At 52.2% G+C, this 23,266-nt stretch carries 29 protein-coding genes; all 29 read left to right on the plus strand.

Annotated elements, in window-relative coordinates; genetic code table 11:
• Nucleotides 1–203: 203 nt before the first annotated feature.
• The gene (gene rpoB / locus NSQ51_RS00620) at nt 204–3,776 is read left to right on the plus strand and encodes a DNA-directed RNA polymerase subunit beta (protein WP_033017248.1); all 3,573 of its coding nucleotides are present in this window, start codon (nt 204–206) and stop codon (nt 3,774–3,776) included.
• A gap of 112 nt (nt 3,777–3,888) precedes the next feature.
• Nucleotides 3,889–7,488: a DNA-directed RNA polymerase subunit beta' gene (gene rpoC / locus NSQ51_RS00625; protein WP_033017247.1), complete on the plus strand. Its 3,600-nt coding sequence runs from the start codon at nt 3,889–3,891 to the stop codon at nt 7,486–7,488.
• Between the two features lie 137 nt (nt 7,489–7,625).
• A complete protein-coding gene (locus NSQ51_RS00630) occupies nt 7,626–7,874 on the plus strand; it encodes a 50S ribosomal protein L7ae-like protein (protein ID WP_033017245.1) in 249 nt (82 codons plus the stop codon).
• A 90-nt stretch (nt 7,875–7,964) separates the two neighbouring features.
• Nucleotides 7,965–8,387 carry a 30S ribosomal protein S12 gene (gene rpsL, locus NSQ51_RS00635; RefSeq protein WP_033008650.1) on the plus strand — a complete coding sequence of 141 codons (423 nt, stop codon included), beginning with the start codon at nt 7,965–7,967 and terminating at the stop codon, nt 8,385–8,387.
• A 39-nt stretch (nt 8,388–8,426) separates the two neighbouring features.
• Nucleotides 8,427–8,897 carry a 30S ribosomal protein S7 gene (gene rpsG, locus NSQ51_RS00640; protein WP_033008652.1) on the plus strand — a complete coding sequence of 157 codons (471 nt, stop codon included), beginning with the start codon at nt 8,427–8,429 and terminating at the stop codon, nt 8,895–8,897.
• A 169-nt stretch (nt 8,898–9,066) separates the two neighbouring features.
• Nucleotides 9,067–11,145, plus strand: coding sequence for an elongation factor G (gene fusA, locus NSQ51_RS00645; RefSeq protein WP_049624208.1), 2,079 nt, complete (start codon nt 9,067–9,069; stop codon nt 11,143–11,145).
• A 128-nt stretch (nt 11,146–11,273) separates the two neighbouring features.
• Complete coding sequence (gene tuf / locus NSQ51_RS00650) at nt 11,274–12,461, plus strand: elongation factor Tu (protein ID WP_033017243.1); 1,188 nt, start codon at nt 11,274–11,276, stop codon at nt 12,459–12,461.
• Nucleotides 12,462–12,811: 350 nt separating this feature from the next.
• On the plus strand, nt 12,812–13,120 hold the full coding sequence (gene rpsJ / locus NSQ51_RS00655; protein ID WP_008881945.1) for a 30S ribosomal protein S10: 309 nt from the start codon (nt 12,812–12,814) through the stop codon (nt 13,118–13,120).
• 20 nt (nt 13,121–13,140) lie between these two features.
• Nucleotides 13,141–13,782, plus strand: a complete 642-nt coding sequence (rplC, locus tag NSQ51_RS00660; protein ID WP_033008659.1) for a 50S ribosomal protein L3 — start codon at nt 13,141–13,143, stop codon at nt 13,780–13,782.
• 29 nt (nt 13,783–13,811) lie between these two features.
• Nucleotides 13,812–14,435, plus strand: a complete 624-nt coding sequence (gene rplD, locus NSQ51_RS00665) for a 50S ribosomal protein L4 (RefSeq protein ID WP_033008661.1) — start codon at nt 13,812–13,814, stop codon at nt 14,433–14,435.
• Nucleotides 14,435–14,722: a 50S ribosomal protein L23 gene (gene rplW, locus NSQ51_RS00670; RefSeq protein WP_033008663.1), complete on the plus strand. Its 288-nt coding sequence runs from the start codon at nt 14,435–14,437 to the stop codon at nt 14,720–14,722. Before rplD ends, rplW begins: the two co-directional genes overlap by 1 nt.
• A gap of 27 nt (nt 14,723–14,749) precedes the next feature.
• Nucleotides 14,750–15,580 carry a 50S ribosomal protein L2 gene (rplB, locus tag NSQ51_RS00675; protein ID WP_011229623.1) on the plus strand — a complete coding sequence of 277 codons (831 nt, stop codon included), beginning with the start codon at nt 14,750–14,752 and terminating at the stop codon, nt 15,578–15,580.
• A 33-nt stretch (nt 15,581–15,613) separates the two neighbouring features.
• Nucleotides 15,614–15,892, plus strand: coding sequence for a 30S ribosomal protein S19 (gene rpsS, locus NSQ51_RS00680; protein ID WP_003247570.1), 279 nt, complete (start codon nt 15,614–15,616; stop codon nt 15,890–15,892).
• Nucleotides 15,893–15,910: 18 nt separating this feature from the next.
• A complete protein-coding gene (rplV, locus tag NSQ51_RS00685; protein ID WP_033008668.1) occupies nt 15,911–16,252 on the plus strand; it encodes a 50S ribosomal protein L22 in 342 nt (113 codons plus the stop codon).
• A gap of 3 nt (nt 16,253–16,255) precedes the next feature.
• Nucleotides 16,256–16,912: a 30S ribosomal protein S3 gene (rpsC, locus tag NSQ51_RS00690; protein ID WP_033008670.1), complete on the plus strand. Its 657-nt coding sequence runs from the start codon at nt 16,256–16,258 to the stop codon at nt 16,910–16,912.
• A gap of 2 nt (nt 16,913–16,914) precedes the next feature.
• On the plus strand, nt 16,915–17,340 hold the full coding sequence (gene rplP, locus NSQ51_RS00695) for a 50S ribosomal protein L16 (RefSeq protein ID WP_011229627.1): 426 nt from the start codon (nt 16,915–16,917) through the stop codon (nt 17,338–17,340).
• Nucleotides 17,340–17,540, plus strand: coding sequence for a 50S ribosomal protein L29 (gene rpmC, locus NSQ51_RS00700; RefSeq protein WP_011229628.1), 201 nt, complete (start codon nt 17,340–17,342; stop codon nt 17,538–17,540). The genes rplP and rpmC overlap by 1 nt, the downstream gene beginning before the upstream one ends.
• Nucleotides 17,541–17,562: 22 nt before the next feature.
• Complete coding sequence (gene rpsQ / locus NSQ51_RS00705) at nt 17,563–17,826, plus strand: 30S ribosomal protein S17 (RefSeq protein ID WP_033008672.1); 264 nt, start codon at nt 17,563–17,565, stop codon at nt 17,824–17,826.
• A 48-nt stretch (nt 17,827–17,874) separates the two neighbouring features.
• Nucleotides 17,875–18,243, plus strand: coding sequence for a 50S ribosomal protein L14 (gene rplN, locus NSQ51_RS00710; protein ID WP_011229630.1), 369 nt, complete (start codon nt 17,875–17,877; stop codon nt 18,241–18,243).
• Nucleotides 18,244–18,279: 36 nt separating this feature from the next.
• Nucleotides 18,280–18,591: a 50S ribosomal protein L24 gene (gene rplX, locus NSQ51_RS00715; protein ID WP_011229631.1), complete on the plus strand. Its 312-nt coding sequence runs from the start codon at nt 18,280–18,282 to the stop codon at nt 18,589–18,591.
• A 27-nt stretch (nt 18,592–18,618) separates the two neighbouring features.
• On the plus strand, nt 18,619–19,158 hold the full coding sequence (gene rplE, locus NSQ51_RS00720; protein ID WP_033008675.1) for a 50S ribosomal protein L5: 540 nt from the start codon (nt 18,619–18,621) through the stop codon (nt 19,156–19,158).
• A 29-nt stretch (nt 19,159–19,187) separates the two neighbouring features.
• Nucleotides 19,188–19,373, plus strand: a complete 186-nt coding sequence (locus NSQ51_RS00725; protein ID WP_003247599.1) for a type Z 30S ribosomal protein S14 — start codon at nt 19,188–19,190, stop codon at nt 19,371–19,373.
• 33 nt (nt 19,374–19,406) lie between these two features.
• Nucleotides 19,407–19,805, plus strand: coding sequence for a 30S ribosomal protein S8 (gene rpsH, locus NSQ51_RS00730; RefSeq protein ID WP_033008676.1), 399 nt, complete (start codon nt 19,407–19,409; stop codon nt 19,803–19,805).
• 32 nt (nt 19,806–19,837) lie between these two features.
• A complete protein-coding gene (gene rplF, locus NSQ51_RS00735) occupies nt 19,838–20,374 on the plus strand; it encodes a 50S ribosomal protein L6 (RefSeq protein WP_011229634.1) in 537 nt (178 codons plus the stop codon).
• A gap of 33 nt (nt 20,375–20,407) precedes the next feature.
• Nucleotides 20,408–20,770, plus strand: coding sequence for a 50S ribosomal protein L18 (rplR, locus tag NSQ51_RS00740; protein WP_033008681.1), 363 nt, complete (start codon nt 20,408–20,410; stop codon nt 20,768–20,770).
• 19 nt (nt 20,771–20,789) lie between these two features.
• Nucleotides 20,790–21,290, plus strand: coding sequence for a 30S ribosomal protein S5 (rpsE, locus tag NSQ51_RS00745; RefSeq protein WP_033017242.1), 501 nt, complete (start codon nt 20,790–20,792; stop codon nt 21,288–21,290).
• Nucleotides 21,291–21,303: 13 nt separating this feature from the next.
• Complete coding sequence (gene rpmD, locus NSQ51_RS00750; protein ID WP_033008683.1) at nt 21,304–21,492, plus strand: 50S ribosomal protein L30; 189 nt, start codon at nt 21,304–21,306, stop codon at nt 21,490–21,492.
• 20 nt (nt 21,493–21,512) lie between these two features.
• Entirely contained in the window at nt 21,513–21,953 is a 441-nt protein-coding gene (gene rplO / locus NSQ51_RS00755) for a 50S ribosomal protein L15 (protein WP_011229638.1), read from the plus strand.
• Entirely contained in the window at nt 21,953–23,245 is a 1,293-nt protein-coding gene (secY, locus tag NSQ51_RS00760; RefSeq protein WP_049624207.1) for a preprotein translocase subunit SecY, read from the plus strand. Before rplO ends, secY begins: the two co-directional genes overlap by 1 nt.
• Nucleotides 23,246–23,266 lie beyond the last annotated feature (21 nt).

Consider the following 23,266-nt stretch of genomic DNA (forward strand, 5'->3'; position numbering starts at 1 on the left):
ATCCCCTTACCGAAACGGCGGCGTCATAGCTGAACCGTTTCCGTCCGGATGGCGGGGGCCAGCCGCATGCATGCCTAGCGCTTTGCCCCGGAATGGCGGAGCGGCCGACGGCCTTGGCGGCATATGCCGCCAAGGCGGCTGGATCAATGCGATGTTCCGCTTCCGGTTTTCACTAATGTCTACATTTGAGGGGTGAATCACTCTTGACAGGCCGACTAGTTCAATACGGGCGACACCGCCAACGCAGAAGCTATGCACGCATCAGCGAAGTGCTGGAATTGCCGAACTTGATCGAAATTCAAACGTCCTCCTACCAATGGTTTCTCGATGAAGGGCTGCGGGAAATGTTCAAGGAAATTTCCCCGATTGAAGACTTTTCCGGCAATCTCTCGCTTGAATTTATCGACTATAGTTTAGGAGAACCGAAATATACGGTCGAAGAGGCGAAAGAACGCGACGTTACATATGCGGCGCCGCTTCGCGTCAAAGTTCGCTTGATTAATAAAGAAACGGGCGAAGTGAAAGAGCAAGACGTGTTTATGGGCGATTTTCCGCTCATGACGGAAACCGGAACGTTTATTATCAATGGGGCGGAACGCGTCATTGTTTCCCAGCTCGTCCGTTCGCCAAGCGTCTATTACAGCGACAAAGTTGATAAAAACGGCAAACGCGGCTACTCGGCGACAGTGATTCCGAACCGCGGCGCATGGCTTGAATATGAAACCGATGCGAAAGACGTCGTTTACGTTCGCATCGACCGTACCCGTAAACTGCCCGTTACGGTGCTTCTCCGTGCGCTTGGGTTCAGCTCCGACCAAGAAATCATCGATCTGCTCGGCGACAACGAATACTTGCGCAATACGCTTGAAAAAGATAATACCGACAGCACGGAAAAAGCGTTGATTGAAATTTACGAGCGTCTTCGTCCGGGAGAGCCGCCGACGCTTGAGAATGCGAAAAATTTGCTGGCGTCGCGCTTTTTTGATCCGAAGCGCTATGACTTGGCGAGCGTAGGCCGTTATAAAATCAATAAAAAACTTCATATTAAAAACCGCTTGTTCAATCAGCGGCTCGCGGAAACGATCATTGATCCCGAAACCAAGGAAGTCATCGCTGAAGCTGGAGCGATGATCGACCGCCGGACGCTGAACCGCCTGCTGCCGTATTTGGAAAAAGGAGTCGGGTTGCGGACGTACCGTCCGGCTGAGGGAGTGGCGGATGGTCCGATTGAGGTGCAGACCGTGAAAATTTATGCACCGAATGATCCGGACAACGAAAAGGTAATCAACATCATCGGCAACGGCTTTATTGCGGAAGATGTCAAACATATTACGCCGGCGGACATCATTGCATCGATCAGCTATTTCTTCAACTTGCTCCACGGCGTCGGCGATACGGATGACATCGACCATTTGGGCAACCGCCGCCTCCGTTCGGTCGGCGAACTGCTGCAAAACCAATTCCGCATCGGCTTGTCGCGCATGGAACGCGTCGTGCGCGAGCGCATGTCGATTCAAGATACGAACACGATCACGCCGCAGCAGCTGATCAACATCCGCCCGGTGATCGCAGCGATTAAAGAGTTTTTCGGCAGCTCGCAGCTGTCGCAGTTTATGGATCAGACGAACCCGCTCGCTGAACTGACGCATAAGCGCCGCCTTTCTGCGCTTGGCCCCGGCGGATTGACGCGCGAGCGCGCCGGGTTTGAAGTGCGCGACGTTCACTATTCGCACTACGGGCGGATGTGTCCGATCGAGACGCCGGAAGGGCCGAACATCGGGCTCATCAACTCGCTGTCCACTTACGCGAAAGTGAACAAGTTTGGTTTTATTGAAACGCCATACCGGCGCGTCGATCCGGAAACAGGTCGGGTAACGGACCAAATCGATTATTTGACAGCCGATGAAGAGGACAATTACGTTGTAGCGCAGGCGAACGTACCGCTTGCGGAGGACGGCACGTTCCTTGAAGAAAACGTCATCGCCCGTTTCCGCGGCGAGAACATCGTCGTCAAGCGCGATCGCGTCGACTATATGGACGTGTCGCCGAAGCAAGTTGTCTCGGCGGCGACGGCGTGCATCCCGTTTTTGGAAAATGACGACTCGAACCGCGCCTTGATGGGGGCGAACATGCAGCGGCAAGCCGTGCCGCTGTTGGAACCCGAAGCGCCGATCGTCGGCACAGGCATGGAGTATGTTTCGGCGAAAGACTCGGGCGCGGCGGTGATTTGCAAGCATCGCGGCATCGTCGAGCGCGTCGAAGCAAAGGAAATTTGGGTGCGTCGGCTGATTGAAGTGGACGGCAAAGAAGTCAAGGGTGATCTAGATAAATATCGGTTGCTGAAATTCGTCCGGTCGAACCAAGGCACGTGCTACAACCAGCGGCCGATCGTGAAAAAAGGCGATATCGTGGAGAAGGGCGAAATTTTGGCCGATGGCCCGTCGATGGATAAAGGCGAATTGGCGCTTGGCCGCAACGTGCTTGTTGCCTTTATGACATGGGACGGCTACAACTACGAAGATGCGATCATCATGAGCGAACGGCTCGTCAAAGAAGACGTGTATACGTCAATCCATATTGAAGAGTATGAAGCCGAATCGCGCGACACGAAGCTCGGTCCGGAAGAAATTACACGCGACATCCCGAACGTCGGTGAAGATGCGTTGAAAAACTTGGATGAGCGCGGCATCGTCCGCATCGGTGCAGAAGTGAAAGACGGCGATTTGCTCGTCGGCAAAGTGACACCGAAAGGAATGACCGAGCTGACGGCTGAGGAGCGGCTGTTGCATGCGATCTTCGGCGAAAAAGCGCGCGAGGTGCGCGATACGTCGCTGCGCGTCCCGCACGGCGGCGGCGGCATTGTCCTTGACGTCAAAGTTTTCAACCGCGAAGACGGCGACGAACTCCCGCCGGGCGTGAACCAGTTGGTGCGCGTCTATATCGTGCAAAAGCGGAAAATTTCCGAAGGCGATAAAATGGCAGGCCGCCACGGAAACAAAGGGGTTATCTCCCGCATTCTTCCGGAAGAAGATATGCCGTTCTTGCCGGATGGCACGCCGATTGACATCATGTTGAACCCGCTCGGCGTTCCGTCGCGGATGAACATCGGGCAAGTGTTTGAGCTGCATCTTGGCATGGCGGCGAAAAAACTTGGCTTGCATATCGCTTCCCCAGTCTTTGACGGAGCGACGGAGGAAGATGTTTGGAACATTCTTGAAGAAGCCGGCATGGCGCGCGATGCCAAAACGGTGCTGTATGACGGGCGGACGGGCGAACCGTTTGACAACCGCGTGTCGGTCGGGATCATGTACATGATCAAGCTTGCCCACATGGTCGACGACAAACTCCACGCTCGCTCGACCGGCCCGTACTCGCTTGTCACCCAGCAGCCGCTCGGCGGTAAGGCGCAGTTCGGCGGCCAGCGCTTTGGCGAGATGGAAGTATGGGCGCTTGAAGCGTACGGTGCGGCGTATACGCTGCAGGAAATTTTGACCGTCAAGTCTGACGATGTGGTTGGCCGCGTCAAAACGTACGAAGCGATCGTCAAAGGGGAAAACATTCCGGAACCGGGCGTGCCGGAGTCGTTTAAAGTGTTGATCAAAGAGCTGCAAAGTCTAGGGATGGACGTCACGATTTTGACGAGCGACGAACAGGAAATCAACATGGAAAACTTTGACGACGATGATGATCATGCGCCGGATGCGATCATGGTCGATGTGAAACCGGCTGAACCGGAAGAAGCCAGCGAAGAAAAAGATGCGGTAACGAAAGAGTAACCGGCAATGGCGAAAAGGCGGGGAGCGTTTCCCCGCCCGCGGCCATTGAGGCGAACGGATGACGAACAAGCCATGGAGCAAAACCGACGGATCAAAGAGGGAGGTATACCCCTTGCTAGATGTCAATAAATTCGAGTACATGAAAATCGGGCTCGCTTCCCCGGAGAAAATTCGTTCTTGGTCGTACGGTGAAGTCAAAAAGCCGGAAACGATCAACTACCGGACGCTAAAGCCGGAAAAAGACGGCTTGTTTTGCGAACGCATTTTCGGCCCGACAAAAGACTGGGAATGCCATTGCGGCAAGTATAAGCGCGTCCGCTACAAAGGGGTTGTCTGCGACCGCTGCGGCGTTGAAGTGACGCGGTCAAAAGTCCGCCGCGAACGGATGGGTCATATTGAGCTCGCTGCTCCGGTTTCCCACATCTGGTATTTCAAAGGCATCCCGAGCCGGATGGGGCTTGTGCTTGATATGTCGCCGCGGGCGCTCGAAGAAGTGATTTATTTTGCCTCTTACGTCGTCACCGATCCCGGCGATACGCCGCTGGAGAAAAAACAACTGCTGTCGGAAAAGGAATACCGCGCCTATCGCGAGAAATACGGCCAGTCGTTCCAAGCGTCGATGGGGGCGGAAGCGATCAAAAAGCTGCTTCAGGACATTGATTTGGATAAAGAAGTGGCGGCGTTGAAAGAAGAACTGAAGACGGCGCAAGGACAGCGGCGCGCCCGTATCATTAAACGGCTTGAAGTGCTTGAGGCGTTCCGCAGCTCCGGAAACGACCCAGCGTGGATGGTGCTAGATGTATTGCCGGTCATTCCGCCGGAATTGCGCCCGATGGTCCAGCTCGATGGGGGCCGGTTTGCGACATCGGACTTAAACGATTTGTACCGCCGCGTCATTAACCGCAACAACCGGCTGAAGCGCCTGCTTGACCTTGGCGCGCCGAATATTATCGTCCAAAACGAGAAACGGATGCTCCAGGAAGCGGTCGACGCCTTGATTGACAACGGCCGCCGCGGCCGTCCGGTGACCGGGCCGGGGAACCGCCCGTTAAAATCGCTTTCCCACATGCTGAAAGGGAAGCAAGGGCGCTTCCGGCAAAACCTGCTCGGCAAACGCGTTGACTACTCCGGCCGTTCCGTCATTGTCGTCGGTCCGAACTTGAAAATGTATCAATGCGGCCTGCCGAAAGAAATGGCGCTCGAGCTGTTTAAGCCGTTCGTCATGAAGGAGCTTGTGGAGCGGGGGTTGGCGCACAACATTAAAAGCGCGAAACGGAAAATTGAGCGCGTCCACCCTGAGGTATGGGATGTGCTTGAAGACGTCATTAAAGAGCATCCGGTGCTGCTCAACCGCGCCCCGACGCTTCACCGTCTCGGCATTCAAGCCTTTGAGCCGACGCTCGTCGAAGGCCGGGCCATCCGCCTTCATCCGCTCGTTTGTACGGCATACAACGCCGACTTCGACGGCGACCAAATGGCGGTGCACGTGCCGCTGTCGGCCGAGGCACAAGCGGAAGCTCGCCTGTTGATGCTGGCGGCGCAAAACATTTTGAACCCGAAAGACGGAAAGCCGGTCGTGACACCTTCCCAAGACATGGTGTTAGGAAACTATTACTTGACGATGGAACGCGAAGGGGCGATCGGCGAAGGCATGGTGTTCAAAGATACGGACGAAGCGCTGCTCGCTTACCATAACGGTTATGTCCATCTCCACTCGCGCATCGCCGTCCATGCCGGCTCGCTGAAAAATGAAACGTTTACCGAGGAGCAAAACAACAAACTGCTCTTAACGACGGTCGGAAAACTGATTTTCAACGAAATTTTGCCCAACTCGTTCCCGTACATTAACGAGCCGACGACGGAAAACATCGAAGGGCGGACGCCGGACAAGTATTTCCTTGACAAAGGGGTCGACGTGCGCGAGGAGATTCGCAAGCGCGAGCCTGTGCCGCCGTTTAAGAAAAAAGTGCTCGGGCAAATTATTGCTGAAGTGTTCAAGCGGTTCAAAATCACCGAGACGTCAAAAATGCTGGACCGCATGAAAGACCTCGGTTTCCAATATTCGACGAAAGCCGGGATTACGATCGGCGTCGCTGACATTGTCGTCTTGCCGGAAAAACAAGAAATTTTGGATGAGGCGCAAGCGAAGGTCGATACCGTCTTAAAGCAGTTCCGCCGCGGGTTGATCACCGACGAAGAGCGGTATGAGCGTGTCATCTCCATCTGGAGCGCGGCGAAAGATAAAATCCAAGACCGCTTGATGAAATCGCTCGATAAGCGCAACCCGATCTTTATGATGAGCGATTCCGGAGCGCGGGGGAACGCGTCGAACTTTACGCAGCTCGCCGGGATGCGCGGCTTAATGGCCAACCCGGCCGGCCGGATCATCGAACTGCCGATCAAATCGTCGTTCCGCGAAGGACTGACAGTATTGGAGTACTTTATCTCGACGCACGGCGCCCGAAAAGGGTTGGCGGATACGGCGCTCAAAACGGCCGACTCGGGATATTTGACGAGACGTCTCGTCGATGTGGCGCAGGATGTCATCGTCCGCGAAGAGGATTGCGGCACCGACCGCGGCATTTTGGCACGCGCATTGACGGATGGCACCGAGGTCGTCGTCAAGCTGGAAGAACGGCTTGTCGGCCGCTATGCGCACAAAACGGTGCGCCATCCGGAAACCGGTGAAGTGATCGTCCGCAAAGATGAAATGATCACTGAAGACATTGCAAACGAAATTATTAAGGCGGGCATTACGGAAGTGTGGATCCGCTCCGTCTTTGCCTGCAACACGCGCCATGGCGTATGCAAAAAATGCTACGGCCGCAATATGGCGACGGGCATGGATGTGGAAGTTGGCGAGGCGGTCGGCATTATCGCCGCTCAATCGATCGGTGAGCCGGGCACGCAGCTGACGATGCGGACGTTCCATACGGGCGGCGTCGCCGGGGACGACATTACCCAAGGTTTGCCGCGGGTGCAGGAGCTGTTTGAGGCGCGCAATCCGAAAGGGCAAGCGGTCATTTCCGAAATCGACGGCACGGTCATTTCCGTGAACGAAACGCGCGACAACCAATATGAGATCGTTGTTCAAGGCGAGGTCGAAACGCGCACGTACGTTGCTCCATACAACGCGCGGATCAAAGTGGAAGAAGGACAGCGCGTCGAGCGCGGTCAGGAGCTGACAGAAGGCTCGGTCGACCCGAAACAGTTGTTGCGCGTGCGCGACATTACTTCTGTGCAAGAATACTTGCTCCGCGAAGTGCAAAAAGTATACCGGATGCAAGGGGTTGAAATCAGCGATAAGCATATTGAAGTGATGGTGCGGCAAATGCTGCGCAAAGTGCGCGTTGTCGATGCCGGCGATACGGATGTGCTGCCGGGCACGCTTTTGGACGTCCACCAGTTTACCGATGTCAACGCCCAAGCCATCCGCGAAGGAAAGCGACCGGCGACAGCCCGCCCGGTGCTGCTGGGTATTACGAAAGCGTCGCTTGAAACGGATTCGTTCTTGTCCGCGGCTTCGTTCCAAGAAACGACGCGCGTCCTGACCGACGCCGCCATCAAAGGGAAGCGGGATGAGCTGCTCGGCTTGAAAGAAAACGTCATTATCGGCAAACTTGTCCCAGCCGGAACGGGCATGGCCCGCTATCGAAAAGTAAAACCTGCCGTCAAGAAGGAAACGGCTGGCGATACGGTTCCATCGAAGTAAAAAGTAGAGATCGGTCGGTTCAAGGCAACCTTTGACCGGCCGGTCCTTGATGAAAAAAATCCAGTTGACAATGAACAAAGAAAATGGTAGTCTAATAAAGGTGTTCCAACAACCTGGTACTTTGGAGGATATGTTACATGTCTTATGAAAAAGTATTGCAGGCTGGGAAAATCGTCATTGGAACCAAACAAACGATAAGGGCTTTAAAGGAAGGGAAAGTAACGGAAGTGATCGTAGCGGAAGATGCCGATTTGCCGATTATCGAAAAAGTGACCGCTGCTGCCAATGAAGCGAACGTGCCGGTCACGAAAGTCGACTCGATGAAAAAGCTCGGCAAAGCATGCAAAATCCAAGTCGGCGCGGCTGCGGTGGCGATTCTCCGTTGACCAGTTTGCCTTTAAACCTTTGTTTGCATACATGATGAACCACCTGGATATGTGGGCTTAAACGATACATGTGAAAGGAGGAACTTTTTCATGCCTACAATCAACCAATTAGTCCGCAAAGGACGCGAGAAAAAAGTATTTAAATCGAAATCCCCTGCGTTGAACAAAGGGTACAACAGCTTCAAAAAAGAACAAACAAACGTGGCGTCTCCGCAAAAACGTGGCGTCTGCACGCGTGTCGGCACGATGACGCCGAAAAAACCGAACTCGGCGCTTCGGAAATATGCCCGTGTCCGTCTGACGAACGGGATCGAGGTAACGGCTTACATCCCGGGGATCGGCCATAACTTGCAAGAACACAGCGTTGTGCTGATCCGCGGCGGACGTGTTAAAGACTTGCCAGGGGTGCGCTACCATATCATCCGCGGTGCGCTTGATACGGCTGGCGTTGCCAACCGGATGCAAGGTCGTTCGAAATACGGTGCGAAAAAACCAAAAGCAGCGAAAAAGTAATGAAGTGAAGAGAATGTTTTCCTGAAGGGAGGAAAAACTATGCCACGTAGAGGCCCTGTTGCTAAACGTGACGTATTGCCAGACCCAATTTACAATTCAAAACTTGTTACCCGTTTGATCAATAAAATTATGATCGACGGAAAAAAATCAAAAGCGCAAAAAATTCTTTACACTGCCTTTGATATTATTCGTGAACGAACGGGTAAAGATCCAATGGAAGTGTTTGAGCAAGCGCTGAAAAACGTGATGCCGGTGTTGGAAGTGCGCGCTCGCCGCGTCGGCGGAGCGAACTACCAAGTTCCGGTCGAAGTCCGTCCAGATCGCCGCGTCTCCCTCGGATTGCGCTGGCTTGTGCAATACGCCCGCCTTCGCGGAGAGAAAACGATGGAAGAACGCTTGGCGAACGAAATTATGGATGCTGCCAACAACACGGGCGCAGCGGTGAAAAAACGCGAAGATACGCACAAAATGGCCGAAGCGAACAAAGCGTTTGCCCACTACCGCTGGTAAGAATAGCTGCTTGAAAGGAATAGGTGAAAAGGCGCAATCGACGGCCTGTTCACCTATCTTCCTACATATTTCGGCTTTTTGGCCGCGTGCGCGATCATTTCTCTGCAGAACAAGAGGATGGAGGCGCCATCTATCTATTTTATTTTGAAGGAAGGAGAAAATAACCACTATGGCAAGACAGTTCTCCTTGGAAAATACTCGCAACATCGGGATCATGGCGCACATTGACGCCGGGAAGACGACGACGACCGAACGGATCTTGTTCTATACAGGCCGTGTTCATAAAATCGGGGAAGTGCATGAAGGCGCAGCCACGATGGACTGGATGGAGCAAGAGCAAGAGCGCGGGATCACGATCACGTCGGCGGCGACAACGGCACAATGGAAAGGCCACCGCATCAACATCATCGATACGCCGGGGCACGTCGACTTCACGGTTGAGGTTGAACGTTCGTTGCGCGTATTGGATGGAGCTATCACGGTTTTAGACGCGCAGTCAGGTGTAGAGCCGCAAACGGAAACGGTTTGGCGCCAAGCGACGACGTATGGCGTTCCGCGGATCGTGTTCGTCAACAAAATGGACAAGATTGGTGCGGACTTCTTGTATGCGGTGAAAACGCTCCATGACCGCTTGCAAGCAAACGCTCACCCGGTGCAGCTGCCGATCGGCGCTGAAGACCAGTTCTCTGGCATTATCGACTTGGTTGAAATGTGTGCATACCATTACCACGATGAGCTCGGCAAAAACATTGAGCGCATTGAGATTCCGGAAGAATATCGCGATATGGCAGAAGAGTACCATAACAAGTTGGTTGAGGCGGTCGCTGAGCTGGATGAAGAATTAATGATGAAATATTTGGAAGGTGAAGAGATCACGAAAGAAGAGCTGAAAGCCGCCATCCGCAAGGCGACGATCAGCGTTGAATTCTTCCCGGTCTTCTGCGGCTCGGCGTTTAAAAACAAAGGTGTTCAGCTGCTTCTTGACGGCGTTGTCGACTACTTGCCGTCTCCGGTAGACATTCCGCCCATCCGCGGGGTGATTCCGGATACGGAAGAAGAAGTAACGCGTGAAGCGCGCGACGACGCTCCGTTTGCGGCGCTGGCATTCAAAATTATGACCGACCCGTATGTCGGGAAATTGACGTTCTTCCGCGTATACTCGGGAACGCTCGATTCCGGTTCGTACGTCATGAACTCGACGAAACGCAAACGCGAACGGATCGGCCGCTTGCTGCAAATGCACGCCAACCATCGGGAGGAAATCTCGAAAGTATACGCCGGCGACATTGCGGCAGCAGTAGGTTTAAAAGATACGACAACCGGCGATACTCTATGTGATGAGAAAAACCTCGTCATCCTAGAATCGATGCAGTTCCCAGAGCCGGTTATTTCGGTCGCGATCGAACCGAAATCGAAAGCAGACCAAGACAAAATGGGTCAAGCGCTGCAAAAATTGCAAGAAGAAGACCCGACGTTCCGCGCTCACACCGACCCGGAAACAGGGCAAACGATCATTTCCGGGATGGGCGAGCTGCATCTTGACATCATCGTTGACCGGATGCGCCGTGAGTTCAAAGTTGAGGCGAACGTCGGCGCGCCGCAAGTTGCTTACCGCGAAACGTTCCGCAAATCGGCCCAAGTCGAAGGCAAATTCGTTCGCCAGTCCGGCGGCCGCGGTCAATACGGTCACGTTTGGATCGAATTCTCGCCGAACGAACGCGGCAAAGGCTTCGAATTCGAAAACGCCATTGTCGGCGGTGTCGTTCCGAAAGAGTATGTGCCGGCCGTCCAAGCTGGTTTGGAAGAAGCGATGCAAAATGGCGTCTTAGCTGGCTATCCGATCGTCGACATTAAAGCGAAACTGTTCGACGGATCGTACCACGACGTCGACTCGAGTGAAATGGCGTTCAAAATCGCCGCTTCATTGGCGCTGAAAAACGCCGCGACGAAGTGTGATCCGGTTCTCCTTGAGCCGATCATGAAAGTCGAAGTTGTCATCCCTGAGGAATACCTCGGCGACATTATGGGTGACATCACGTCTCGCCGCGGTCGCGTTGAAGGGATGGAAGCGCGCGGGAATGCCCAAGTCGTGCGCGCGATGGTACCGCTGGCCGAAATGTTCGGTTATGCGACATCGCTCCGTTCGAACACGCAAGGGCGCGGAACATTCTCGATGGTATTTGATCACTACGAAGAAGTTCCGAAAAACATCGCCGATGAAATTATCAAAAAAAATAAAGGCGAATAATTGATTTCTCTTGCTAGTTCCGCTATAAATACTTATGTAAGTAAGACTTGGGAACATTTTGTTCCCAAGCATCCTATACTTACCTAACTATACAAATTCATATTTTACTTTTAAGGAGGATCTTTCTCATGGCTAAAGCGAAATTTGAGCGCACGAAACCGCACGTCAACATTGGCACGATCGGCCACGTTGACCATGGGAAAACGACGCTGACAGCTGCGATCACGACGGTTCTTGCGAAACAAGGGAAAGCCGAAGCAAAAGCGTACGACCAAATCGACGCAGCTCCGGAAGAGCGTGAACGCGGGATCACGATTTCGACGGCCCACGTCGAGTATGAAACAGAGGCTCGTCACTACGCGCACGTTGACTGCCCGGGCCACGCTGACTACGTCAAAAACATGATCACGGGCGCAGCGCAAATGGACGGTGCAATCCTTGTTGTATCGGCAGCTGACGGTCCGATGCCGCAAACGCGCGAACACATTCTTCTCTCCCGCCAAGTCGGCGTTCCGTACATCGTTGTTTTCTTGAACAAATGCGACATGGTGGACGACGAAGAATTGCTTGAACTCGTTGAAATGGAAGTTCGCGACCTTCTCTCTGAATACGACTTCCCGGGCGATGAAGTGCCGGTTATCAAAGGTTCGGCATTAAAAGCGCTCGAAGGCGATCCGAAATGGGAAGAAAAAATCATTGAATTGATGAACGCGGTTGATGAGTACATCCCGACTCCGCAACGTGAAGTTGACAAACCGTTCATGATGCCGATTGAGGACGTTTTCTCGATCACAGGCCGTGGTACGGTTGCGACGGGCCGTGTTGAGCGCGGTACGCTCAAAGTCGGTGACCCGGTTGAAATCATCGGTCTTTCTGACGAGCCGAAAGCCACGACGGTTACGGGTGTTGAAATGTTCCGTAAACTTCTTGACCAAGCAGAAGCTGGAGACAACATCGGTGCGCTTCTCCGCGGTGTATCGCGCGACGAAGTTGAGCGCGGCCAAGTATTGGCAAAACCGGGCTCAATCACGCCGCATACGAAATTTAAAGCACAAGTTTACGTTCTGACGAAAGAGGAAGGCGGACGCCATACTCCGTTCTTCTCGAACTATCGTCCGCAATTCTACTTCCGCACAACGGACGTAACAGGCATCATCACGCTTCCGGAAGGCGTTGAAATGGTTATGCCTGGCGACAACGTTGAGATGACGGTTGAGCTGATCGCACCGATCGCGATCGAGGAAGGAACGAAATTCTCGATCCGTGAAGGCGGCCGTACAGTTGGCGCTGGTTCCGTATCGGAAATCATCGAGTAATCAAGAAAAAAGGATGTCCAACGATTGGACATCCTTTTTTCTTTATCCTGGCTGCCAGAGAATCCTATTCATCACCGTTCTTTCAATCTTTGACGCGGCTTTGCCAAACTTCACCGTTTGGGTGTCTTGTTGAAAATGAGGCGGCCGCTATGTATAATGAGGAAGTGTGGGAAAAGCGAAGAAATCACTTGCAATCTCGCTTACATACGAGTATAATATCAAATGTTGGTCTTTGACTGCGATGAAGTGGAAGGTTGCTGACACACCCGGCCGCTTTGCCACGGCGGTGTGCAGGAAATTTCCATGGAGAAGTCTATTTTCAAAATAGGCGAAGAAGGAGGGAAACCAAAATGGCAAAAGAAAAAATCCGTATTCGTTTAAAGGCTTATGATCATCGAATTTTAGATCAATCGGCAGAGAAAATCGTCGAAACGGCAAAACGTTCTGGGGCGAAAGTGTCGGGGCCGATCCCGCTGCCGACGGAAAGAACGGTCTATACGATTTTGCGTGCCGTTCACAAGTACAAAGACTCTCGTGAACAATTCGAAATGCGGACACACAAACGTTTAATTGACATTATCAATCCGACTCCGCAAACGGTTGATTCGTTGATGCGGCTGGATTTGCCGTCGGGCGTTGATATTGAAATTAAACTTTAATCGATTAGGAGGTGTGACGAATGACGAAGGGAATCTTAGGCAGAAAAATCGGTATGACGCAAATATTTGCGGAAAATGGCGATTTGATTCCGGTTACTGTCATCCATGCAACGCCAAACGTCGTGTTGCAAAAGAAAACGATCGAAAACGACGGTTATGAAGCGATCCAATTAGGGTTTGAAGATATTAGCGAAAAACGCGCCAACAAACCGCAAATTGGCCATGCTGCCAAAGCAAACACGGCACCTAAGCGCTTCATTCGTGAAATTCGCGGCGCCAACATCAATGAGTATGAAGTTGGCCAAGAAGTAAAAGTAGACATTTTCAGCGAAGGCGACATCGTCGATGTCACAGGCATTTCCAAAGGGAAAGGGTTCCAAGGGGCCATTAAGCGCCACGGCCAGTCGCGCGGGCCAATGGCTCACGGTTCTCGCTATCATCGTCGCCCGGGTTCGATGGGTGCCATCGCGCCAAACCGCGTATTCAAAACGAAAAACTTGCCGGGACGCATGGGCGGCGAGCGTGTGACGATTCAAAACTTGAAAATTGTCAAGGTCGATCCGGAACGCAACTTGTTGCTCATCAAAGGGAACGTACCGGGCCCGAGAAAAGGATTAGTGATCGTAAAAAGCGCCGTTAAAGCGAAAGCGAAGGCGAAATAACATTTGGCCGAGAAAGGAGGAACTACGTAATGCCAAAAGTAGCATTATATAACCAAAACGGGCAGACAGTCGGAGAAATCGAGCTGAACGATGCCGTTTTTGGGATTGAACCGAATAAACACGTATTGTTCGAAGCTGTCATTATGCAGCGCGCCTCGATGCGCCAAGGAACGCACAAAACGAAAAACCGCGCGGAAGTGAGCGGCGGCGGCCGCAAACCGTGGCGTCAAAAAGGGACAGGACGCGCCCGCCAAGGTTCGATTCGCGCTCCGCAATGGCGCGGCGGCGGCACGGTCTTTGGTCCGGTTCCGCGCAGCTACAGCTACAAATTGCCGAAAAAAGTCCGTCGTTTAGCGATCAAATCGGCATTGTCTTCAAAAGTGCTCGAAAACGACATCGTGGTACTGGACCAATTGTCGCTTGAAGCACCGAAGACGAAGGAAATGGTCAAAATTTTAAACAATCTCTCGGTGGATCGGAAAGCACTCATTGTGACCGACGAACTCAATGAGAATGTATATTTGTCGGCGCGCAACATCCCGGGCGTCAAAGTCGTTCCAGCCAACGGCATCAACGTGCTTGACGTGTTAAACCACGATAAGCTCGTCATTACGAAGGCGGCCGTGGAGAAAGTAGAGGAGGTGCTTGCATAATGAAAGACCCTCGCGACATTATTAAGCGCCCCATCATCACGGAAAACACAATGAATTTGATCGGGCAAAAGAAATATACGTTTGAGGTCGACGTCAAAGCGAACAAAACGGAAGTGAAAGACGCGGTCGAGAAAATTTTTGGCGTCAAAGTCGAGAAAGTCAACATCATGAACTATAAAGGGAAATTTAAACGCGTCGGCCGCTACAGCGGCTATACGAACCGCCGCCGCAAAGCGATCGTTACGCTGACGCCAGACAGCAAAGAAATCGAACTGTTTGAAGTGTAAGACTAAAAGCGAAGGAGGGACATTCCGATGGCGATTAAAAAATACAAACCGACATCGAACGGCCGTCGCGGCATGACGGTGCTTGATTTCTCGGAGATCACGACAGACCAGCCGGAAAAATCGCTGCTTGCTCCATTAAAGAAAAAAGCAGGCCGCAACAACCAAGGGAAAATTACCGTTCGCCATCAAGGCGGGGGTCATAAGCGTCAATACCGGATCATCGACTTTAAGCGTGACAAAGATGGAATTCCAGGACGCGTTGCTACGATTGAGTACGATCCGAACCGCTCGGCGAACATCGCGCTCATCAACTATGCAGACGGTGAAAAACGGTACATCATCGCGCCGAAAAACTTAAAAGTCGGCATGGAAATCATGTCGGGTCCGGATGCGGACATTAAAATCGGGAATGCATTGCCGCTTGAAAACATCCCGGTCGGTACGCTTGTCCACAACATCGAATTGAAACCGGGCCGCGGCGGGCAATTGGTGCGTGCAGCCGGAACGTCGGCGCAAGTGCTCGGGAAAGAAGGCAAATATGTCATCGTTCGCCTCGCTTCGGGCGAAGTGCGCATGATTTTGGGCAAATGCCGCGCTACTGTCGGTGAAGTCGGCAACGAGCAACATGAACTTGTCAACATCGGGAAAGCAGGGCGCGCTCGCTGGTTAGGCATCCGTCCGACTGTTCGAGGTTCGGTTATGAACCCAGTTGATCATCCGCACGGCGGTGGTGAAGGGAAAGCACCGATCGGACGCAAGTCGCCGATGACGCCGTGGGGCAAACCGACGCTCGGATACAAAACGCGCAAAAAGAAAAACAAATCGGATAAATTCATCATTCGCCGCCGTAAGAAATAATGAACGAGCGCAATTCAGAAGGGAGGTTCACTTATGGGTCGCAGCTTGAAAAAAGGTCCGTTTTGCGATGAACATTTGATGAAAAAAATCGAAAAGCTCAATGAAACTGGGCAAAAACAAGTGATCAAAACATGGTCTCGCCGTTCGACGATCTTCCCGCAGTTTGTCGGCCATACGATCGCCGTATATGACGGCCGCAAACATGTACCGGTATACATCACAGAAGACATGGTCGGGCACAAATTGGGTGAATTTGCGCCGACGCGCACGTTCCGCGGCCATGCTGGCGATGACAAGAAAACAAAACGGTAATGAGAGGAGGTTCTGGATATGCAAGCTAAAGCTGTTGCGAGAACCGTTCGCATCGCTCCTCGTAAAGCGCGCTTAGTCATTGACTTGATCCGTGGGAAGGAAGTGGGCGAAGCATTCGCGATTTTGCGCCACACGCCAAAAGCGGCTTCCCCGATCATTGAAAAAGTGTTGAAATCGGCTGTTGCCAACGCTGAACACAACTATGACATGGACGTCAACAACTTGGTCATTTCCCAAGCGTACGTTGATGAAGGTCCAACGTTGAAACGTTTCCGTCCGCGTGCGATGGGCCGGGCAAGCGCCATTAATAAACGCACAAGCCATATTACAATCGTCGTGTCAGAAAAGAAGGAGGGATAATCCGTGGGTCAAAAGGTCAATCCGATCGGTCTGCGCATCGGCATCATTCGTGACTGGGAATCGAGATGGTATGCGGAAAAAGACTATGCAGACCTCGTGCATGAGGACTTAAAAATCCGTGAATACATCAACAAACGTTTGCAGGACGCAGCCGTTTCCCGCGTAGAGATTGAACGCGCCGCCAACCGCGTCAACGTGACGATCCATACGGCGAAACCGGGCATGGTCATCGGGAAAGGCGGTTCGGAAGTGGAAGCGCTCCGCAAAGCGCTCACGCAATTGACCGGCAAACGCGTTCACATCAACATCGTTGAAATCAAAAAACCGGATTTGGATGCGAAACTTGTTGCGGAAAATATTGCCCGCCAGCTTGAAAACCGCGTATCGTTCCGCCGGGCGCAAAAACAAGCGATTCAACGGGCGATGCGCGCCGGGGCGAAAGGGATCAAAACGATGGTGTCCGGCCGCTTAGGCGGTGCAGAGATTGCACGTTCGGAACATTACAGCGAAGGGACGGTTCCACTCCATACGCTGCGCGCTGACATTGACTATGCGACGGCAGAAGCCGATACGACGTACGGAAAAATCGGCGTGAAAGTATGGATTTACCGTGGGGAAGTCCTTCCGACAAAGAAAAAAGCTGAGGAAGGAGGAAAATAATCATGTTAATGCCAAAACGCGTCAAATATCGCCGTGAACATCGCGGACGGATGAAAGGCCGCGCCAAAGGCGGTACGGAAGTTCATTTTGGTGAATTCGGCCTGCAAGCGCTGGAATCGGCTTGGATTACGAACCGGCAAATTGAGGCCGCCCGTCGGGCAATGACCCGCTACATGAGACGGGGCGGAAAAGTATGGATTCGCATTTTCCCTTCGAAGCCATACACAGCGAAACCGCTTGAAGTGCGGATGGGTTCCGGTAAAGGGGCTCCGGAAGGCTGGGTTGCCGTTGTCAAACCAGGCAAAGTGATGTTTGAAGTGGGCGGTGTTTCCGAGGAAGTGGCACGTGAAGCGTTGCGTTTGGCTTCTCACAAACTTCCGATCAAATGCAAATTCGTAAAACGTGAAGAAACTGGTGGTGAGGCGTAATGAAAGCGAAAGAAATCCGTGAGTTAACCACTGCCGAAATCGAACAAAAAATTAAAGCGTTGAAGGAAGAGTTGTTCAACCTTCGCTTCCAGCTGGCGACGGGCCAACTCGAAAACACGGCGCGCATCCGCCAAGTGCGCAAAGACATCGCCCGTATGAAAACGATCATTCGTGAACGTGAGCTCGCTGCCAATAAATAATGTTTGAGAGGAGGTTTGCGGAATGAGCGAACGCAATCAACGAAAAGTGTACGTCGGACGGGTCGTATCAGACAAAATGGACAAAACGATTACCGTTTTGGTTGAAACGTACAAAAAACATCCGTTATACGGCAAGCGCGTGAAATATTCGAAAAAATATAAAGCGCATGACGAACATAACGAAGCGAAAGTGGGCGACATCGTCAAAATCATGGAAACTCGCCCGCTGTCGGCAACGAAACGATTCCGCCTCGTCGAGATCGTTGAAAAAGCAGTTGTTCTGTAATCATTTCATTCCAGTTCGGGGAGATAAGTCCGAAAGGAGGTTTCGTCGATGATTCAACAAGAATCTCGCTTAAAAGTAGCTGATAACTCTGGCGCACGCGAAGTGCTTGTCATTAAAGTGCTCGGAGGCTCGGGCCGCCGCTATGCGAACATCGGCGATGTTGTTGTCGCTACGGTTAAAGATGCGACGCCAGGTGGCGTTGTTAAAAAAGGTCAAGTCGTAAAAGCGGTGGTCGTCCGCACAAAACGCGGGGTGCGCCGTCCGGACGGTTCATATATCCGTTTTGACGAGAACGCCTGCGTCATCATCCGTGATGACAAAAGCCCGCGCGGCACGCGTATTTTTGGGCCGGTTGCCCGCGAACTGCGCGACAAAGATTTCATGAAAATCATTTCGTTAGCCCCGGAAGTTATCTAATGGGACGGAAGCACGTTTCAAGGAGGTGCGAATGCGATGCATGTAAAAAAAGGTGACAAAGTGCAAGTAATCTCCGGTAAAGACAAAGGCAAACAAGGCGTCATCCTGGCGGCGTTTCCGAAGAAAAACCGCGTCATCGTTGAGGGCGTCAACATTGTGAAAAAGCATGCGAAACCGTCGCAAGCGAATCCGCAAGGCGGCATCATCGAAAAAGAGGCGCCGATCCATGTGTCGAAAGTGATGCCGTTAGATCCGAAAACAGGCGAACCGACGCGCATCGGCTACAAAATTGTCGACGGTAAAAAAGTGCGCTACGCGAAAAAATCCGGAGAGATTTTAGATAAATAATCGTGACGCAGGAAAGGAGGTACCTTTATGAACCGCCTAAAAGAGAAGTATGTAAAAGAAGTCGTTCCTGCTCTGATGAGCAAGTTCAACTATAAATCGATCATGCAAGTGCCGAAAATCGAAAAAATCGTCATCAACATGGGTGTCGGCGACGCGGTGCAAAACCCGAAAGCATTAGACAGCGCCGTTGAAGAGCTGACGTTGATCGCCGGCCAGCGTCCGGTTGTGACGCGCGCGAAAAAATCGATTGCGGGCTTCCGTCTCCGCCAAGGGATGCCGATCGGTGCAAAAGTAACGTTGCGCGGTGAACGGATGTATGAATTTCTTGATAAGTTGATCTCGGTCTCGCTCCCGCGCGTGCGCGACTTCCGCGGGGTATCGAAAAAAGCGTTCGATGGCCGCGGCAACTATACGCTCGGCATTAAAGAGCAGCTCATTTTCCCGGAGATTGACTACGATAAAGTGAACAAAGTGCGCGGCATGGATATCGTGATCGTCACAACGGCCAACACGGACGAAGAAGCGCGTGAACTGCTGGCGTTGCTGGGCATGCCATTCCAAAAATAATGATCCCATAAGGAAAGGGAGGCGAAATCGTGGCTAAAAAATCGATGATCGCGAAACAAAAACGGACGCCGAAGTTTAAAGTAAGAGCGTATACCCGCTGCGAGCGCTGCGGCCGCCCGCATTCGGTTTACCGCAAGTTTAAACTTTGCCGTATTTGTTTCCGTGAACTCGCATATAAAGGTCAACTTCCTGGCATCAAAAAAGCCAGCTGGTAATCAACCCATTGATTGGGAAGGAGGTAAAACAAAATGGTGATGACAGATCCAATTGCTGATATGCTGACCCGCATTCGGAATGCGAATATGGTTCGTCACGAAAAACTCGAAGTCCCGGCTTCGAAAATCAAGCGGGAAATCGCCGAAATTTTAAAGCGCGAAGGGTTTATTCGTGATTATGAATATATCGAAGACAACAAACAAGGCATTCTCCGCATCTTCTTGAAGTACGGCCCGAACAATGAACGCGTCATTACAGGGCTGAAACGCATCAGCAAACCCGGTTTGCGCGTATACGTCAAGGCTCATGAAGTGCCGCGCGTCTTAAACGGCTTAGGCATCGCGATTCTTTCGACATCGCAAGGCGTCTTAACGGACAAAGAAGCACGGCAAAAAGGCACGGGCGGCGAAGTAATCGCCTACGTTTGGTAATTTATTTGCTCAAGAATGGAGGTGTGTTTGACATGTCACGTGTCGGCAAAAAACCAATTGAAATTCCTGCCGGTGTCACCGTTACTGTGAACGGCAATACCGTTACGGTCAAAGGGCCGAAAGGGGAATTAACCCGCACGTTCCATCCGGATATGACGATCACCGTTGAGGGCAATGTGATCACCGTTACGCGCCCAAGCGATGAAAAACATCACCGCGCGCTCCACGGCACGACGCGCAGCTTGCTCGCCAACATGGTCGAAGGCGTTTCGAAAGGGTATGAAAAAGCGCTCGAACTCGTTGGTGTCGGGTACCGGGCGTCCAAACAAGGGAAAAAGCTTGTGTTGAGCGTCGGTTACTCCCATCCGGTAGAAATTGAGCCAGAGGAAGGGCTCGAAATCGAAGTTCCGTCCCAAACGAAAATTATCGTCAAAGGGGCAGACAAACAACGCGTCGGCGAATTGGCAGCCAACATTCGTGCTGTACGCCCGCCGGAGCCGTATAAAGGCAAAGGCATTCGCTACGAAGGCGAATTGGTGCGCCTGAAGGAAGGCAAAACTGGTAAATAACGCGGCATAGCGAAGCGAAAGGAGTGACACTCGATGATTACAAAAGTTGACCGAAACGCGGTCCGCAAAAAAAGACACGCGCGCATCCGGAAAAAAATCTTCGGCACGACTGAACGTCCGCGGTTGAGCGTGTTCCGTTCAAACAAACATATTTATGCACAAATTATTGATGATACAAAATCAGCAACGATTGTCAGCGCGTCGACATTGGATAAAGAGTTCGGCTTAGATTCGACGAACAACATTGAGGCGGCGAAAAAAGTCGGCGAACTTGTCGCCAAACGGGCGTTGGAAAAAGGCATCAAACAAGTCGTCTTCGATCGCGGCGGATATTTGTACCATGGCCGGGTGAAAGCACTAGCGGATGCCGCCCGCGAAGCCGGTCTGGAATTCTAATTACAAAGGAGGGACAACGATGCGTCGTATCAATCCAAATAAACTCGAACTCGAAGAGCGTGTAGTCGCGGTCAACCGTGTAGCAAAAGTCGTGAAAGGCGGACGTCGCCTGCGCTTTTCAGCTCTCGTCGTCGTCGGCGATAAAAACGGCCACGTCGGATTTGGCACCGGGAAAGCGCAAGAAGTTCCGGAAGCGATCCGCAAAGCCATTGAAGATGCGAAGAAAAACTTAATTGAAGTGCCGATCGTCGGCACAACGATTCCGCATGAAGTCATCGGCCACTTCGGCGCTGGGGAAATCATTTTAAAACCGGCCTCTGAAGGTACCGGGGTTATCGCCGGCGGTCCGGCCCGTGCCGTATTAGAGCTGGCGGGCATCAGCGACATTTTGTCAAAATCAATCGGCTCGAACACACCAATCAACATGGTGCGCGCCACGTTCGATGGGTTGAAACAATTAAAACGCGCCGAAGACGTAGCAAAATTGCGCGGCAAAACAGTCGAGGAACTGTTAGGATAAGGAGGGAACGATCATGGCAAAAAAACTGGCGATTACCCTCACGCGCAGCGTGATTGGCCGTCCGGAAGATCAGCGCATTACCGTCAGAACGCTCGGCTTGCGGAAAATGCATCAAACGGTCGTCCATAACGACAATCCTGCCATCCGCGGGATGATCAACAAAGTCGCTCATCTGGTCAAAGTGAAAGAAATTGAGGAATAATCGTAAGGAGGTGCTTCGCCATGAAACTTCATGAATTGCAACCAGCGCCGGGTTCCCGGAAGAAAGCGGTTCGTGTCGGCCGCGGGATCGGGTCAGGCAACGGCAAAACGTCCGGACGTGGTCAAAAAGGTCAAAATGCCCGCTCGGGTGGGGGGGTTCGCCTCGGTTTTGAGGGCGGTCAAACACCGTTGTTCCGCCGTTTGCCGAAGCGCGGCTTCACGAACATCAACCGGAAAGAATATGCAGTTGTGAACTTGGAAAAACTGAACCGTTTTGAAGACGGAACGGAAGTAACGCCGGAATTGCTCCTTGAAACGGGCGTTATTAGCAAGTTGAAATCGGGTGTGAAAATTTTAGGCAAAGGCCAAATCGAGAAAAAACTGACGGTCAAAGCACATAAATTCTCAGCATCGGCGAAAGAGGCCATTGAAGCGGCTGGCGGTAAAACTGAGGTGATTTAATGTTTCGGACAATCTCCAACTTTATGCGCGTCAGTGATATTCGAAACAAAATCATTTTCACTCTTCTTATGCTGATCGTGTTCCGCATCGGAACGTTCATCCCGGTTCCGAGCGTGAACACCGATGTGCTCAAGCTGCAAGATGAATTAAATTCGTTCGGCGTCCTGAACATTTTTGGCGGCGGGGCGCTGCAAAATTTTTCAATTTTTGCCATGGGGGTTATGCCCTACATCACCGCGTCGATTATCGTCCAGCTGCTGCAAATGGACGTTGTTCCCAAATTTACGGAGTGGTCGAAGCAAGGCGAGGTTGGCCGGCGTAAATTAGCTCAGTTTACCCGCTATTTCACGGTCGTACTCGGGTTTATCCAAGCGCTTGGCATGTCGTACGGCTTCAACAATTTAGCCGGCGGGATGCTCATTCGAAATCCGGGCATCGGCACGTATTTGTTGATCGCGGTTGTCTTGACCGCCGGCACCGCATTTTTAATGTGGCTCGGCGAACAGATCACCGCGAAAGGCGTGGGCAATGGCATTTCGATCATTATTTTCGCCGGGATTGTCTCAGGCATTCCGACGGTCTTGAACCAAATTTACGCCCAACAGTTTGAAAATGTCGGGGAAGATGTGTTTTTGCGCATCGTCCGGCTCCTGCTTGTGGCGTTGGCGATCGTTGCCGTCATTGTTGGTGTCATTTACATCCAGCAGGCGTTCCGGAAAATTCCGATTCAATACGCAAAGCGGCTTGAGGGCCGAAGCTCGGTGGGCGGCCACTCGACTCATTTGCCGCTCAAAGTGAACCCAGCGGGAGTCATTCCGGTCATTTTTGCTGTATCGTTTTTGATTGCACCACCGACCATTGCATCGTTTTTTGGCACGAATGATGTAACATTGTGGATTCGCCGAACGTTTGATTATACCCATCCGATTGGCATGACGATTTACGTCGTGCTTATTATCGCGTTTACGTACTTTTATGCGTTCGTCCAAGTCAACCCGGAGCAAATGGCGGAGAATTTGAAGAAGCAAGGCGGCTACATTCCAGGCATCCGTCCTGGAAAGAATACACAAGAGTATGTAACGAGAATTTTGTACCGGCTGACGCTCGTCGGCTCTGTCTTTTTAGCGGTCATTGCCGTGCTGCCGGTGTTCTTCGTGAACGTTGCGAACTTGCCACCTTCTGCGAAAATTGGCGGTACGAGCTTGCTCATTGTCGTCGGCGTGGCGCTGGAGACAATGAAACAGCTTGAGAGCCAGCTGGTGAAACGCCATTACCGTGGATTCATCAAATAAAGAAGGCAAGAGCGGGCGTCC

It is taken from the genome of Geobacillus sp. FSL K6-0789, assembly GCF_038593135.1.
GTDB classification, from domain to species: Bacteria; Bacillota; Bacilli; order Bacillales; family Anoxybacillaceae; genus Geobacillus; species Geobacillus stearothermophilus.

Excerpts from the sequence above, each read along its gene's own strand:
- NSQ51_RS00630 (WP_033017245.1), top strand. The coding sequence starts at position 7,626 with ATGTCTTATGAAAAAGTATTGCAGGCTGGGAAAATCGTCATTGGAACC.
- rpsL (WP_033008650.1), top strand. The coding sequence starts at position 7,965 with ATGCCTACAATCAACCAATTAGTCCGCAAAGGACGCGAGAAAAAAGTA.
- rpsG (WP_033008652.1), top strand. The coding sequence starts at position 8,427 with ATGCCACGTAGAGGCCCTGTTGCTAAACGTGACGTATTGCCAGACCCA.
- fusA (WP_049624208.1), top strand. The coding sequence starts at position 9,067 with ATGGCAAGACAGTTCTCCTTGGAAAATACTCGCAACATCGGGATCATG.
- tuf (WP_033017243.1), top strand. The coding sequence starts at position 11,274 with ATGGCTAAAGCGAAATTTGAGCGCACGAAACCGCACGTCAACATTGGC.
- rpsJ (WP_008881945.1), top strand. The coding sequence starts at position 12,812 with ATGGCAAAAGAAAAAATCCGTATTCGTTTAAAGGCTTATGATCATCGA.
- rplC (WP_033008659.1), top strand. The coding sequence starts at position 13,141 with ATGACGAAGGGAATCTTAGGCAGAAAAATCGGTATGACGCAAATATTT.
- rplD (WP_033008661.1), top strand. The coding sequence starts at position 13,812 with ATGCCAAAAGTAGCATTATATAACCAAAACGGGCAGACAGTCGGAGAA.
- rplW (WP_033008663.1), top strand. The coding sequence starts at position 14,435 with ATGAAAGACCCTCGCGACATTATTAAGCGCCCCATCATCACGGAAAAC.
- rplB (WP_011229623.1), top strand. The coding sequence starts at position 14,750 with ATGGCGATTAAAAAATACAAACCGACATCGAACGGCCGTCGCGGCATG.
- rpsS (WP_003247570.1), top strand. The coding sequence starts at position 15,614 with ATGGGTCGCAGCTTGAAAAAAGGTCCGTTTTGCGATGAACATTTGATG.
- rplV (WP_033008668.1), top strand. The coding sequence starts at position 15,911 with ATGCAAGCTAAAGCTGTTGCGAGAACCGTTCGCATCGCTCCTCGTAAA.
- rplP (WP_011229627.1), top strand. The coding sequence starts at position 16,915 with ATGTTAATGCCAAAACGCGTCAAATATCGCCGTGAACATCGCGGACGG.
- rpmC (WP_011229628.1), top strand. The coding sequence starts at position 17,340 with ATGAAAGCGAAAGAAATCCGTGAGTTAACCACTGCCGAAATCGAACAA.
- rpsQ (WP_033008672.1), top strand. The coding sequence starts at position 17,563 with ATGAGCGAACGCAATCAACGAAAAGTGTACGTCGGACGGGTCGTATCA.
- rplN (WP_011229630.1), top strand. The coding sequence starts at position 17,875 with ATGATTCAACAAGAATCTCGCTTAAAAGTAGCTGATAACTCTGGCGCA.
- rplX (WP_011229631.1), top strand. The coding sequence starts at position 18,280 with ATGCATGTAAAAAAAGGTGACAAAGTGCAAGTAATCTCCGGTAAAGAC.
- rplE (WP_033008675.1), top strand. The coding sequence starts at position 18,619 with ATGAACCGCCTAAAAGAGAAGTATGTAAAAGAAGTCGTTCCTGCTCTG.
- rpsH (WP_033008676.1), top strand. The coding sequence starts at position 19,407 with ATGGTGATGACAGATCCAATTGCTGATATGCTGACCCGCATTCGGAAT.
- rplF (WP_011229634.1), top strand. The coding sequence starts at position 19,838 with ATGTCACGTGTCGGCAAAAAACCAATTGAAATTCCTGCCGGTGTCACC.
- rplR (WP_033008681.1), top strand. The coding sequence starts at position 20,408 with ATGATTACAAAAGTTGACCGAAACGCGGTCCGCAAAAAAAGACACGCG.
- rpsE (WP_033017242.1), top strand. The coding sequence starts at position 20,790 with ATGCGTCGTATCAATCCAAATAAACTCGAACTCGAAGAGCGTGTAGTC.
- rpmD (WP_033008683.1), top strand. The coding sequence starts at position 21,304 with ATGGCAAAAAAACTGGCGATTACCCTCACGCGCAGCGTGATTGGCCGT.
- rplO (WP_011229638.1), top strand. The coding sequence starts at position 21,513 with ATGAAACTTCATGAATTGCAACCAGCGCCGGGTTCCCGGAAGAAAGCG.
- secY (WP_049624207.1), top strand. The coding sequence starts at position 21,953 with ATGTTTCGGACAATCTCCAACTTTATGCGCGTCAGTGATATTCGAAAC.